The sequence below is a fragment of the Desulfobacula sp. genome (assembly GCF_030611305.1).
Taxonomy (GTDB): Bacteria; Desulfobacterota; Desulfobacteria; order Desulfobacterales; family Desulfobacteraceae; genus Desulfobacula.
On the sequence record NZ_JAUWQB010000001.1, the window covers coordinates 37473 to 51023 of the forward strand.

At 41.5% G+C, this 13551-nt stretch carries 13 protein-coding genes; 12 read left to right on the forward strand and 1 reads right to left on the reverse strand.

All coding sequences use genetic code 11. The features are described 5' to 3' along the window. Positions 1-24: 24 nt before the first annotated feature. A complete protein-coding gene (locus QAI40_RS00195; RefSeq protein WP_299981204.1) occupies positions 25-1209 on the forward strand; it encodes a diaminopropionate ammonia-lyase in 1185 nt (394 codons plus the stop codon). Between the two features lie 31 nt (positions 1210-1240). Here the strand turns inward: QAI40_RS00195 and QAI40_RS00200 are convergent, their stop codons facing one another. Continuing rightward, entirely contained in the window at positions 1241-2524 is a 1284-nt protein-coding gene (locus tag QAI40_RS00200; RefSeq protein ID WP_299981202.1) for a CDP-alcohol phosphatidyltransferase family protein, read from the reverse strand. A 114-nt stretch (positions 2525-2638) separates the two neighbouring features. Between QAI40_RS00200 and QAI40_RS00205 the strand changes: the two genes are divergently transcribed. The 11 genes from QAI40_RS00205 to QAI40_RS00255 all read left to right on the forward strand — a co-directional run bounded on the left by QAI40_RS00205 (position 2639) and on the right by QAI40_RS00255 (position 13549). Continuing rightward, positions 2639-5050 carry an intermembrane phospholipid transport protein YdbH family protein gene (locus tag QAI40_RS00205; protein ID WP_299981200.1) on the forward strand — a complete coding sequence of 804 codons (2412 nt, stop codon included), beginning with the start codon at positions 2639-2641 and terminating at the stop codon, positions 5048-5050. 13 nt (positions 5051-5063) lie between these two features. Continuing rightward, positions 5064-5264 carry a YnbE family lipoprotein gene (locus tag QAI40_RS00210; protein ID WP_304511418.1) on the forward strand — a complete coding sequence of 67 codons (201 nt, stop codon included), beginning with the start codon at positions 5064-5066 and terminating at the stop codon, positions 5262-5264. An 8-nt stretch (positions 5265-5272) separates the two neighbouring features. After that, positions 5273-5644 carry a YdbL family protein gene (locus tag QAI40_RS00215; protein ID WP_299977385.1) on the forward strand — a complete coding sequence of 124 codons (372 nt, stop codon included), beginning with the start codon at positions 5273-5275 and terminating at the stop codon, positions 5642-5644. Positions 5645-5855: 211 nt separating this feature from the next. Next, on the forward strand, positions 5856-7760 hold the full coding sequence (locus tag QAI40_RS00220) for an aldehyde ferredoxin oxidoreductase N-terminal domain-containing protein (protein WP_299977388.1): 1905 nt from the start codon (positions 5856-5858) through the stop codon (positions 7758-7760). Between the two features lie 65 nt (positions 7761-7825). Then, positions 7826-9106, forward strand: coding sequence for a B12-binding domain-containing radical SAM protein (locus tag QAI40_RS00225; RefSeq protein ID WP_299977390.1), 1281 nt, complete (start codon positions 7826-7828; stop codon positions 9104-9106). 81 nt (positions 9107-9187) lie between these two features. Next, a complete protein-coding gene (locus QAI40_RS00230) occupies positions 9188-10045 on the forward strand; it encodes a radical SAM protein (RefSeq protein ID WP_299977392.1) in 858 nt (285 codons plus the stop codon). Positions 10046-10201: 156 nt separating this feature from the next. Beyond that, the gene (locus tag QAI40_RS00235; RefSeq protein WP_299977395.1) at positions 10202-10978 is read left to right on the forward strand and encodes a DUF4198 domain-containing protein; all 777 of its coding nucleotides are present in this window, start codon (positions 10202-10204) and stop codon (positions 10976-10978) included. 1 nt (position 10979) lies between these two features. After that, complete coding sequence (cbiM, locus tag QAI40_RS00240) at positions 10980-11585, forward strand: cobalt transporter CbiM (protein ID WP_299977398.1); 606 nt, start codon at positions 10980-10982, stop codon at positions 11583-11585. Beyond that, complete coding sequence (locus QAI40_RS00245) at positions 11582-12058, forward strand: hypothetical protein (protein ID WP_299977401.1); 477 nt, start codon at positions 11582-11584, stop codon at positions 12056-12058. Before cbiM ends, QAI40_RS00245 begins: the two co-directional genes overlap by 4 nt. A 1-nt stretch (position 12059) precedes the next feature. Next, on the forward strand, positions 12060-12815 hold the full coding sequence (gene cbiQ, locus QAI40_RS00250) for a cobalt ECF transporter T component CbiQ (protein WP_299977405.1): 756 nt from the start codon (positions 12060-12062) through the stop codon (positions 12813-12815). 2 nt (positions 12816-12817) lie between these two features. Next, on the forward strand, positions 12818-13549 hold the full coding sequence (locus QAI40_RS00255; protein WP_299977408.1) for an energy-coupling factor ABC transporter ATP-binding protein: 732 nt from the start codon (positions 12818-12820) through the stop codon (positions 13547-13549). Positions 13550-13551: the final 2 nt, after the last annotated feature.

A 13551-nucleotide genomic window follows, 5' to 3' on the forward strand; every position in this document is an offset into this window, starting at 1 on the left:
ACTCTTAGACAATAAGGATTTACAATGAATGGTCGAAATATTTCCTGTCATTTGAATGACATACAACACAAGTATGATCCGTCATTATTTGATTTTGCTAATGACAAGATAGCCATGCGTGTTGTTAATTTCCATAAAAGCCTGCCCGACTATAAGCCGACACCGCTTATCCGGTTATCTTCACTTGCGGATAAACTTGGAATTGACGAACTGCTCATCAAAGATGAAAGCCAGCGCTTTGATTTAAATGCATTTAAGGTTTTAGGTGCAAGTTATGCTATCGCTAAGGTTCTGGGAAATAAATTGAATTTGAGTAACGATGAATTGACCTTTGAAAGAATCGTGTCTGAGCAATTTAAATTTAAAAAAATCATATTTGCTACTGCAACAGATGGTAACCATGGCAGGGCCGTCGCCTGGACAGCGGAAAAATTTGGCTGCAAAGCTGTTGTGTATCTGCCTAAAGGTTCCTCTTTAGCACGCTTAAAAGCAATAAAGCAATTTGGAGCTACGGCATCAATTGTAAATCAAAATTTCGATGATACGGTTATTTATGCTGAAAAGATGGCAAAAGAGAACGGGTGGATTTTGTTACAGGATACCTCATGGGCCGGGTACGGGGAAGTACCGATACATATTATGCAAGGTTATTTCACGTTGATAACTGAATTTCTTTACCAGGCACAAGAAATATGGCCAACACATGTTTTTTTACAAGCGGGTGTCGGGTCTTTTGCTGCGGCCATTTTAGCCTGCTTATGCAGTTTCACTAATAAAACGACACCAATATTTGTAATAGTTGAACCTCACGGTGCACCCTGTCTCTATGAGTCGATTAAATTGTGTGATGGTGAGCCTTTTAAGGTGAAGGGTGATTTGCCGACTATTATGGCTGGTCTTGCTTGTGGTGAGCCCAGCCATATAGGGTTGCGAATACTAAACGCTGCTGCAAGTGCTTTTATTAAATGTTCAGATGATGTGGCTCGGCGGGGAATGAGGGTTCTTGGAAACCCTTTGGCCGGTGACCAGGCTATTATATCAGGTGAGTCTGGTGCTGTAACTCTTGGACTGGTTTACGAACTATTTTCCAATAAGCGGCATGGCAATTTAAAAGATGACCTGTGCATAACGGGCAATTCTAAAATATTACTATTTTCGACAGAGGGAGATACTGACCCAGAGGCTTATCGTGAGGTTGTCTGGTCTTAACGGAGATGGCAGAAATATTTCAAAGGGGTCACTATTGGCGTATCCACCTTCTGCCTGCAATCATATAGACAAGAACAGACCCCAGAATCAGATATCCAAACATCTCGGCATTTTTTGTTTTGAAAATAAAAGAAAGTATAAGGATAATTGCTGAACTGATCAGAAAAAATACGGGTTTAGGGATCTGCTTGAGGATCACCCGTCCAAAATGGACAAAACGAATATGACTCACCATTAAGCTGACAGAGACACTGGTCAGTCCCCACAATATGCCCGGAGTTGCAATAAGAGATGCACCCAGAACGATCAACGCTCCCGCAGGACTTGGAAGCCCGTTGAATATACCTTCAGGCAGGTCGGTCCGGGTTTTATCCATCGCAATAAACCGGATGAGGCGAAAAGCAACCCCGATAATAAAGACACCACCGACAACCCATGCCAGTGAACCGCCTATTTGCACAATCACATAGGCTGGCGCCAGTCCAAAGCTGACAAAATCAGCAATATCATCCAGATAAGGACCATATTTGGTTCCGCCATGCTTTAGAGCCATTCGTCCATCAAACAAGTCAAACAACTGCCCGGTGATGATGATACAAATTGCCCAGGCAAAATGATGATGATGGGTCAGGATAAGGCTGGTTACACCACAACCAAAATTAAGCACGGAAAGGATATCTGCATAGAGCCGGTTGGGAATAAATTTAAAGACCACAGATGCGGAAGAAAGTACAATGCAGGCGATGAGCACTTCATCGGTAATGTTTATGAATTCCGGGTTTTTATCCATCAATGCACATAAAATAACAAGGCCAAAGCAGATGATGGCCTTTATTTTTCCAAAATTATTGGCAGCCCCGGAGAATTTGATCCAGGTCAAAATCCGCCGGGCAAAAAACTGGCCCACAAATTCAATGGTCACAAGGACCCATATCAATTCTATTGATATAATTCCTGCATAGGCAAATCCAATCAATGGCGGCAAATAGGTCAATTTATCACACATGGGATCCAGCCATTCTCCCCAGAGGGACGAAAGATTGCATCCTCTTGCCACAACACCGTCAGCCCCATCAAGGATTGCTGAAAAGGTAAATATAAATATAGCAACGGATTGATAAGGGGTAAAAAAGTAGAGGATAAATCCAAAGGCAGCCATGGCTGTTCGCCAGTAGCAGATTGAGTTCGGGTGCAAAAGCCATTGGTGTGACATGATGTAGTCGCGCATAGATTGCTTTTTAACAGCCCGGGAAAACCATAAGAAAAAAGCAGTTCCAATAGCAGCGGAAACAGCAATAACAAAAAATCTTTCCATTTTTTGGCAACAGCCTCCTTTTTTTAGTTCCTGTCTATTTATCATTTTAGCCGTCAATAGTCCATCATCTAAGAAGAACTCAAAAAGAAAAATGAATCATTCGGAATGTTCAAAATGCTTTTTAAAAAATTCATAAAAATAATCGTCTGGCTTTGTCTGGTTTTTACGCTTGTCTGCCTTTTGGCGTTCATCAGTCTTCCCGGTATTGTGGAGTCACAGATCGAAAAGAGACTGCCTCAATTTTTAAATCCAAATGATGTTGAGTTTGATATCCAAAAGATAGGGCTTTTCAATACATTTGTTTCCAAAATTCGTGTCAATAAAGGGATTTCAATTGATTCGATAAATATTGATTATGATATTAAAAAGTTGCCGTCTATTCATCTTAGTAAGGTGACCATATCAGGATTAAGTGTTCATGCGAGCCTTGATGAAAATAATCAAATTAAAATTCAGGGATTGGAATTTCCCAAGACATCAAAAGATAAAATCGGGCAACCTGATTTGTCTGATCTGTTCTTTTTACCTGAAAAAGTTGTCTTGCAGAATGGTAAAATAATCTTACGTACAGTGGATGATGAATTTTTAATTCCTTTTGATGTGTTATCTACCATCAGCTCAAAGAATGGAAAAATAGTCGCCCGGACCCTGGTGTATCCTTTTGGAGAAAAAATCAGCACCCTTGTCACTTATGACATGAATAAGGGCATAGAGTTCTTAAAGATTGAAGGGGAATCCTTTGATTTAGGGCATATTGACCCGTTTCTTTCAAAAAAAACCCAAAAGATACAATTAAAGGGACCGGTTGATTTCATTCTGGAAACATCTTCACCTCAAAAAAAATGGAACATAAATGTTTCTCAAATCGGGTTTGTTCAACCTATTGAGGCGGCCATTCAAGATTTGTCCACGACTCTTCTGATAGACCATCAGAAGATAAGCGCCAGCGGCACCTTTGGCATAATTCATTCGCTGCATCCAGTAACATTTAATGCCCGGTTCAGCGGTACTTCGTCAAAAAGCAAAGGGAAAATAACCCTGGGTTTGAAAGAAGGCCGTATTGAAAATCAAAAAGAGGTTCTTCTTTTTGGCGATACAAAAATAACCTCGGATATTGTCGCAGATTTTACCGATCGCGGAAAAGGATTGAACTTAAAATGGGCATTAACTGCAAATAACATCAGTATAAAATCAGAGTCAATGGCGTCATCATTTCCTCTTGCAGGTGTTTCAGGGTGGTTCCGTCTCAACAAAAACAACAGGCCGTCCCTTGGCATGATATTAAAAGCTTCTGACGGAAAAATAACATCCTCGGAATTTAAGACAAAAGCTGCAGGCATTAACATTGAAATCCCGGTTTCTTATCCGAATACCAAAAGCAAATTATATGGAAAGTATTCTGTCCCGAATATTTCATACAATAATCAATATAACTTCAGCACAAATGGTAAAATTCTTCAAACAGGTTCAAAAGAATTCCAGATCACCGGGGGGGCAACCTTTAAAACACTGCCGGATTTAAAAGCCCAGTTTAAATCAATCATCGGGTTTGAAAAAGGGCTTCGTGCATCTCTGGATTTTAAAACAAATCCTGTCAAATTAAATTATGCAGATATTGAAAAATTGATCCCGCAAAAACTTCAAGCCGCAGATATTGAGGTGACCGTTTCTGCTAAAGGGCAGGCCAGTTATATTAATCATCAACTAAAAACTTCCATGCGGATTAAGATAAATAATGGGGGAATCTCGATGCCGGATGTTAATTTCAGCGTGTCCGGGATCAACACCACAGTCGATTTTAATGATCTGCTGGTGCTGGAAAGTGTTCCTGGGCAGATTTTAACGATTGATGCAATTAAAGTAAATAAAATCAAAATAGATGATGCAAAAGTTCGATTCAGCATAGAAGATGCCAGAACCCTTCTTGTCGAAAATATACGGTTTAAGTGGTGCAACGGACTTGTTTCAACGGAATCCATCCGGTTCCCTCAAGACAATAATACGTATTCTCTGAACCTCTATTGTGATCGGTTGGAACTGGCACAACTCTTAAAACAGATGGGGGCGTTTCATTCTGAAGGAACCGGCACATTGAACGGCCGGATTCCCGTGATTTATTCTGAGGGCAATATTTCGTTTGACAATGGATTCTTGTTTTCAACCCCGGGCAGCGGTGGAAAAATTGTTATTGAAAATTCAGACATGATAACCGCAGGTATCCCAATGGATGATCCGCAGTTTGCACAACTTGATCTTGCCCAGGAAGCGTTAAGGGATTTTGATTACAAATGGGCAAAATTAATATTCAACACCTTTGAAGACATCCTTTATGTGAATATGGAGCTTGATGGAAAACCTTCTAAACTCCTGCCCTTTGAGTACCGGAAAGAGCTGGGAGGATTTGTCAGGGTGGATGCGTCAAGTCCGGGATCACACTTTCAGGGAATAAAACTTGATGTGAATTTAAAACTTCCCTTTAATGAAGTGATGAAATTTGGTAATAAATTAAAATCAATCTTAAATTAATAAAGGAGAGCAGATGACCAGAAATTTATTTTTCATCGTATTGTTCCTTATTCTTTTTATTTTTGCAGGCTGCCAGTCAAGCCATCAAGTTGAAGTAAAGCCTGTTGAAATAAAACCTATCCATATCACCATTGATGTAAATATCAGGGTTGAAAAAGCCCTTGATGACTTTTTTGATGATCTTGAAGACGCTGAAGACAAAATAAAAGAATAGGAGGAAGTATGAATATACGCAATGTTTTTAAAATACATGTTTTGATAATCGTGTGTCTGGTTGTTTCGTCCCAGTTTGCTCTTGCCGATGGAATTAAAGAGAGAATGAAACAGCGACTCCCCGTGATTGCCGATTTAAAAGCAAAAGGTATTATTGGAGAAGACAACAAAGGCTATCTTGGATTTGTCACTGACACAAGGGTCCACGAAGGGGTTATCGCAGCTGATAATAAAGATAGAAAAATGATCTACAGCCATTTTGCAAAACAGCAGAACACCTCGCTGAATGTAGTTGAAAAAGTCCAGGCCAAACGAAAGGCCGAAAGGGCAAAACCGGGAGAATTTTTCCAAAATCCAGATGGTTCGTGGCATAAAAAGTAAATCTTACAACCTGTTCCGTTCAGGCCGGACAGTTCCGGGCCCGGCCTGAATGAATTAAAATCGTTCCTTTTTGCCGTCCAAATCCTTACCCTTTTCAAGTTTAGATTTTGCAGTGGTCAATGAAAAGGGAATTGCATCTCACAGGGCTAAGGTAACGGTAGTAAGAAGTATATTGGCAGCATTATATGGTATGTAGAAAAAAGGAGATGTTTTGAATTCTTCAAGCTACGGTTGGTGGGGAAAAATTTTAAGAGTCGACCTTTCCTCAGAAACCATCACAGAAATTGACACTCATCCGTATGCGGATCGGTTTTTAGGCGGACGAGGAATCGCTACCCGCCTTTATTGGGAATATGTCCCTGTCATGGCAAAGGCCTTTGATCCGGAAAATCATTTGATTTTCATGACAGGTCCATTGACGGCAACAGGTGCTCAAGGCGCATCACGGTTTGAAGTTGTGGGTAAATCACCTATGTTGATGCCGGAAGGCTTTTGCTACGGCAATATGGGCGGATATTGGGGGCCTGCATTAAAAAGAGCCGGCTTTGATGGACTGATGGTATTCGGAAAAGCTAATCGCCCTGTTTATTTATTCATTTCAGATGGAAAAGCAACTCTTCAAGATGCAGCCGAAATTCATTTTGAGGGGGTTAAGCGGGTGGGGGAGTATTTAAAACAAAAACATGGTAAAAACACACATTTCATTACCACTGGTCCGGCCGGGATGAACCTGTGCCGCAATGCCAATCTGATGACGGATAATGAGGGTAGTGCAACCGGTGGTTTTGGAGCGGTTTTGGGTGCTAAAAATTTAAAAGCCATCGCTGTGATAGGCACTCAATCTCCTCTGGTAAGTGATCCTGAGGCGTTAAAAGAGCTTAATCATTTGACAATAAAATTAAATCAGCGTGATACAACATTCAATCCATACCCACCGGATCAGATTTCCCGTAAAGGCAAGGCGTCTTGTTTCCAGTGTGGTCTGGACTGTATCATGCGATCCACCTTTAAAACCAAATCGAATAAGGAGGTTGTTAGAAAGTGCCAATCCATATTTGTATACTTTCCATGGGTGATGGGACGTCCGGGGGAGCCAGCCGAAACTGCTCTGGATGCAACGGGACTTTGCAACGATCTATCTTTGTGTACCATGGAGATGGCCAATATCGTCCAGTGGATCAGCGCCGGTTACGAGGCAGGTTATCTGAACGACTCCCAGACCGGTCTTGAAATTGACAAACTGGGGGAGTGGGAGTTTTTTGAAAATCTCTGTAATATGATCGCTTATCGACAGGGATTTGGTGATCTTCTGGCTGAAGGACTCTTGAGGGCTGGAGAAACCCTCGGCACAGAAGCCCAAAAACTTTTTGCCAATGAAGTTGCAGGCGTTGGCGATGGCGCCACCTATTCGGCAAGAGAATATTTGATGAACGGTTTGCTGTATGCCTTTGAACCCCGGCAGCCCATTGCCATGCTGCATGAGATCAGCAGGATTATCGGTTACTGGGTCATGAACTTGCAATATCCCGGATCAACACCGGTTTCTGCGGATGTGTACCGAGCTGCTGCAGCCAAATTCTGGTGCCATGACAAGGCCTGGGACCTGAATACCCATGAAGGCAAAGCCATAGCTGCCTCACGTATCATAGATCGTACCTATGTTAAGGACAGCCTGGGCCTGTGTGATTCCTGCTGGCCATTGATGTTTTCAAACCATACGGAAGATAAAGTGGGCGATACAACCTTGGAGGCCCGCATATTTAATGCAGTAACCGGAAAAGATCTGGATGAGAATGCTCTGCACAAATTTGGTGAAATTATTTTTAATCAACAGCGTGCCATTCTTTTGCGGGAAGGCTGGGACCCAAAAACAGATGATACGGTTGCGGAATTCAATTTCACTGATCCGGTTCAATCCGTTTTTATGAACCCCGATGTGCTTGTACCCGGCGAAGGTGATACCATTTTGAGCCGTAAAGGCCAAACCTTGGACCGGGAAGTCTTCAAAAAAATGCGGGATGAATTCTATCAATTACGAGGGTGGAATCCCGAAACCGGCTATCCAACAGCAGAAAAACTTTTTGAACTGGGGCTTTCGGACCTTAGCAACATTTAACAACCTAAATTATGAGAAAACTATAACACACCCAGATATATTAAAAACGAATGGGTTCTATTCTTATGAAGGTTCTATTAGTATCTGCCAATACAGAAATGATCAATATGCCCGTGCTGCCTTTGGGAATGGCTTTTGTGGCCAGAGCAACAGAAGATGCCGGTCACGAGGTGTCACAAATTAACCTGATGGCAGAACCAGAAGCGCTGAAAACGTTAGCCGCGCGCATTCAAAAGGTTCAACCTGATATAATCGGTATATCAGTCAGAAATATTGATGATCAGGTTTCTGCTCAGCCTCGGTTTCTTCTCGATCCAGTGAAAAAGATCGTTTCTGTGTGCAGGCAGAACTCTGAGGCCAAGATAGTTCTCGGTGGTGCCGGCTACAGCATTTTTCCCCGGCACGCATTAACATATCTTGCTGCAGACATGGGTATCCAGGGGGAGGGCGAACAATCTTTTGTCACTCTTCTGGACAGGTTAAAAAACGATGATGATTTATCAAATATTCCCGGCCTGTATCATGCCGAGCAAGGCATTGGCAACCCTCCTTCTACTTTCAAGGAAATTGATCAGAATCCTTTTCCTCAACCTGGCAAGCATATCTTTGCCTTGGAACATATTGGAGATGAGATCATCTGGTTGCCGTTTCAAACCCGCAGGGGCTGCCCTTTAGACTGTAGCTATTGTTCAACCCCATTGATCGAAGGAAAAATCACCCGCAAGCGTGCTCCAAGTCGAATCATCGAGGCATTGACCGCTTACGTGTCTGCCGGATTTGATCATTTCTTTTTTGTGGATAACACTTTCAACCTGCCGTCCGGTTATTCAAAAGACCTTTGCGATCAAATGATCCAATCAGGTTTGAATATTACCTGGAGAGGTATTCTCTATCCCTGGAAACTGGAAGAAGAACTCGTAACTAAGATGGCAAGATCCGGTTGCGTAGAGGTTAGCCTTGGATTAGAAAGCGGTTCGGATATCATACTGAAAAAGATGAATAAGCAGTACCGTATAGTAGATATACGCCGTGCTTCAGATCTGCTGAAAAAATGCGATATCCGCCGGATGGGATTCCTTCTTTTGGGCGGTCCAGGTGAAACCCGGCAAACTGTGCTGGAAAGTCTCGAATTTGTGGATTCTCTTGCATTGGAAATGGTCAAAGTGACCATCGGCCTTCGAATTTATCCGGGTACCGGGTTGGCCTCCCATGCAAGACAGATTGGAAAAATATCATCTGATGACAACCTCCTGCTTCCTAAGTTCTTTATTGAAAATGGAATGGAGGCATGGATTCGAAAAACGGTTGAAGTATGGATGAAAGACAGGCCCAACTGGATTCAATAATACAAATAGTACGCCATCAAATTTAATTAAATGAATACCTGCATTCCCAAATATATCAAGGCAAAACAGAAGGGCTGGTTATTGAAAAAAATTAAACAATCCTCAGCTCTTTTGACCTCGTGTACTTTGTGTCCAAGGCAGTGCAGGGTGGATCGGACAAGACAAGAAAAAGGATATTGTTCAACAGGGAAAAATGCGGTTGTATCAAGCTTTGCACCTCATTTTGGTGAAGAACCGCAACTGGTTGGTAATAAAGGTTCAGGAACCATTTTTTTCTCCCATTGCAATTTGAAATGCATTTTTTGCCAAAATTATGACATCAGTGTTCAAGGCATGGGGCAGGAGGCTGATGATGAGCAAATCGCATCTATCATGCTGTATCTGCAAAAGAAAGGGTGCCACAATATCAACCTTGTTACCCCCAGTCATGTGGTTCCACAGATTTTAAAAGCATTGGATATAGCAGTCGGTTACGGATTGAATATCCCGCTGGTTTACAATTGTTCGGGGTATGAAAGCATTGATACCCTGCGTATTTTAAAAGATATCATTGATATTTACATGCCGGATTTTAAATTTTGGGACCCTGAGATTTCCAAATTATGCTGTCATGCCCGGGATTACCCTCAGACAGCAAGGAAAGCAATCAAGGAAATGGTTGATCAGGTGGGGGATTTAAAAGTGGATAAGACCGGCATTGCTTGTTCAGGGCTTATGGTCAGGCATCTTGTCATGCCGGGAAACCTGGAGGGGACCTATCATATTTTAAAATTCCTTAAAGAAAAAGTATCCCCCCATACCCATGTTAATATCATGTCCCAATACCGCCCCATGGGAGATGCCTGCAGGGTCAAAGAGCTTTCAAGACCGGTGACGCCTGAAGAGTTCAGAAAAGCAGTGTACATGGCCAAAAATTTCAATCTGGAAATTATCCATTGACATATTGGGTGTGAAAAGATAATTAAAATTTAATTTCAGGCAGAAGTCTGAAGAAAAACAAAAAAAATTAATAGACAATTTAAACCATGAAGGTTGCAATGTCGGTAAAAGAATACCGACACCTTTTGTGGTTTTTTAATTTTTAGGAGATGTAAAATGAAAAGCTTTAAACTGATTTGTATTGTAAGTCTAATGATTTGTTTTTCCTATGGCCTGTCTTCAGCACATTTTGGAATGGTTATTCCTTCAGATAATATGGTCATGCAGGAGGATTCAAGAAAACTTGAACTTCAACTTTCTTTTTCCCATCCCTTTGAAATTGTCGGGATGCCGCTTGTAAAACCGGAAGATTTTTTTGTGATCAACGATGGGGAAAAACAGGATTTAAATGCAACGCTTAAAGAAACAAAAGTTATGGATCACAAGGCCTGGAAAACAGGGTATACCATAAAAAGACCCGGGGCATATACATTTGTAATGGAACCCAAACCCTATTGGGAACCGGCTGAAGATTGTTTTATTGTTCATTATACAAAAACCGTGGTAGCCGCTTTTGGTGATGATGAGGGCTGGGACAGCGAGCTGGGACTGAAAACCGAAATTGTTCCGTTGTCCAAACCTTTTGGTCTTTATGCCGGAAATGTGTTCCAGGGAATCGTAAAGCTTGATGGTAAAGCAGTTCCCTATGCAGAAATAGAAGTGGAATTTTTTAATATTGATAAGAAAGTCCATGCGCCATCTGACTATATGATAACCCAGACCATAAAGGCTGATGGAAACGGTGTGTTTACCTATGCCGCACCTGTTGCCGGATGGTGGGGGTTTGCCGCATTAAATACATCTGATAAAAAATTGATGCATAATGGTGAAGAAAAGGATATAGAGTTGGGTGCAGTTTTATGGGTAAACTTTGAGAGTTGGCAGGAAAAATAGTATGCACATTTCAGAAGGCGTTCTTTCAGGTCCGGTATTGGCCTCCGGCGCAGTTCTGGCCATGGCCGGGACCGCAATAGGGTTAAAAAAAATTGATTATGACCGCATTGTTCATGTGGCCATTCTGGCATCGGCTTTTTTTGTGGCATCATTGATCCATGTAAATATCGGGCCTGCAAGTGCCCATCTGATTTTAAACGGGATTATGGGATTGCTGCTGGGATTTGCAGCAGTTCCGGCAATCCTGACCGCACTGCTTTTGCAGTCAGTCTTTTTTCAATATGGAGGCCTTACGACATTGGGGGTTAATGTTGTGGTGATGGCTGCTCCGGCAGTACTTGTACATTATCTTTTTTTACCATTGCTGGGAAAATCATCTCCCCTTAATTTCACTGCGGGATTTTTGGCCGGTCTGTTTTCCATATTGTTCTCATCCCTGTTATTAGGGCTGGCCTTATGGTTCACTGACGAGAATTTTTTTGAAACAAGCCTTGTTATTATTACGGCCCACATTCCCGTAATGATCATTGAAGGAATTGTGACAGGATTTTGTGTCACATTTCTTTTAAAAGTATATCCTGAAATTATACCGGTGAGAAAAAAATGAAAATAAAACATACCATCCTCTTTGCACTCATATTAGCTATGATTCCTGCAAGCTTCGCCTTTGCTCACAAGGTCATCATTTTTGCATGGGTTGAGGATGGCATGATACATACGGAAAGCAGTTTTGGTTCAAAAAGAAAAGCAAAAAAATCTACTATAACTATCGTTGATGAGAAAGGTTTGGTTGTTCATAAAGGAATTACAGATCAGGAAGGAAACTATTCATTTAAAATTCCTGATAAAATCGATTCTGACCTTATATTAAAGCTTGATGCAGGAACAGCCCATCAAGCCCAGTGGAAAATTTCTAAAAATGAGCTTGTGACCGTTCATTCAGCCAAAGATACCCGGGCAGCAATGAAGGAAAAAGAAAAACTGGAAGAACGTCCTTCTATCTTTAAAATAATCACAGGCATTGTCATAATTTTTGGACTGGCCCTGGCTGTAAAGTTTTTAAAAAGGAAATTTTTTTGAAATGATTGAAGAAAAATTTGCATCAGGTCGGTCTTTCATCCATCAGCTTGATCCTAAAATACGCATCATTGCTTCGATTATTTTATCTTTTGCTGCGGCACTTTGTGATAATCTTTACATTGCAGGATTCTATTTTATTATTTCATCCATTTTAATCACAATGGCTAAATTAAAATGGATGGATGTCGTTAATCGGTTAAAACCCCTTTTCTGGTTCCTTTTGATGATCTGGATTATCCTTCCCTTAACCTTTGACGGAGAAACTGTGTACCAATATTATGGGTTAAGAATAACAGTTTCCGGTGTCATATTATGTTGCAAGATCACCATTAAATCGATAACCATATTACTAATATTCACCGCCCTTATTGCCACAATGACCGTGGCTTCCCTTGGAAATGGGCTTCACAGGCTTTATGTGCCCGACAAGATGGTCTTCCTTTTATTGATGTCATATCGATACATTGCAGTCATTGAGGAAGAATACAAAAGGCTTTTGCGGGCTGCAAAATTCAGGGGATTTAACCCTAAGACCAATCTGCATTCCTATAAGACATTTGCTTATCTTGCCGGCATGCTCTTTGTCCGGGCATCACTTAGAGCCCAAAGAGTACACCAGGCCATGTTGTGCCGTGGATTCAATCAAAAGTTTCATACCCTTGACGTTTACCAGCCAAATAGATTAAACTCGATTTTTTTAATGGGTATATTTGCGGCAAGCTTAAGTCTTGTCATATTTGAAATTATGTGGATCTAACAGTGACTGACAATTCCAGTGTAATCAGATTAGAGGATATTTCTTATTCTTATCCGGGATCAAATACAAATGTCTTGGATCATCTGAATCTTGAGATCAACAAAGGTGACAGAATTGGAATGATGGCTCCCAACGGGTCCGGCAAAACCACGTTGCTGCATACGATCATGGGGCTTTGCAAGCCTGAATCCGGCACCATAGAAGTGTTTGGAAAGTTGTTGAAAAATGAGAAAGACTTTATTCCGGTTCGTTCCAAAATCGGGTTATTATTCCAGGATTCTGATGATCAGTTGTTCTGTCCAACAGTACTGGACGATGTGGCATTTGGACCGTTGAATCTTGGATTTTCTCCCCAGGATGCCATTGATACTGCAAGAAATACCCTTGAAAGGCTTGGAATACAAATTTTGGAAGGGCATGTAACCCACAGGCTGTCAGGTGGACAGAAACGCCTGGTCGCATTGGCTGCAGTCCTTGCCATGGAGCCTGAGGTTCTTTTGCTTGATGAGCCGACAGCAGGGTTGGATCACAAGGTTAAGGAAAAATTGATTCATATTCTCAATAGTCTTGATATTTCTTACTTTGTCATTTCACACGAATTTGATTTTGCCAAAGCTGTAACAGATAAAATATATTCCATGGAAGATGGTAAGATTTTAAGAGATGATGAAATTCATATCCATCGCCATGAGCATGTCCATAAACATGGAAGACATCCCCACAATCACAAATAACG

Coding starts and splice junctions, on each gene's coding strand:
- QAI40_RS00225 (WP_299977390.1), top strand. CDS start 7,826: ATGAAGGTTCTATTAGTATCTGCCAATACAGAAATGATCAATATGCCC.
- cbiM (WP_299977398.1), top strand. CDS start 10,980: ATGCACATTTCAGAAGGCGTTCTTTCAGGTCCGGTATTGGCCTCCGGC.
- QAI40_RS00200 (WP_299981202.1), bottom strand. CDS start 2,524: ATGGAAAGATTTTTTGTTATTGCTGTTTCCGCTGCTATTGGAACTGCT.
- QAI40_RS00245 (WP_299977401.1), top strand. CDS start 11,582: ATGAAAATAAAACATACCATCCTCTTTGCACTCATATTAGCTATGATT.
- QAI40_RS00215 (WP_299977385.1), top strand. CDS start 5,273: ATGAATATACGCAATGTTTTTAAAATACATGTTTTGATAATCGTGTGT.
- QAI40_RS00235 (WP_299977395.1), top strand. CDS start 10,202: ATGAAAAGCTTTAAACTGATTTGTATTGTAAGTCTAATGATTTGTTTT.
- QAI40_RS00205 (WP_299981200.1), top strand. CDS start 2,639: ATGCTTTTTAAAAAATTCATAAAAATAATCGTCTGGCTTTGTCTGGTT.
- QAI40_RS00195 (WP_299981204.1), top strand. CDS start 25: ATGAATGGTCGAAATATTTCCTGTCATTTGAATGACATACAACACAAG.
- QAI40_RS00210 (WP_304511418.1), top strand. CDS start 5,064: ATGACCAGAAATTTATTTTTCATCGTATTGTTCCTTATTCTTTTTATT.
- cbiQ (WP_299977405.1), top strand. CDS start 12,060: ATGATTGAAGAAAAATTTGCATCAGGTCGGTCTTTCATCCATCAGCTT.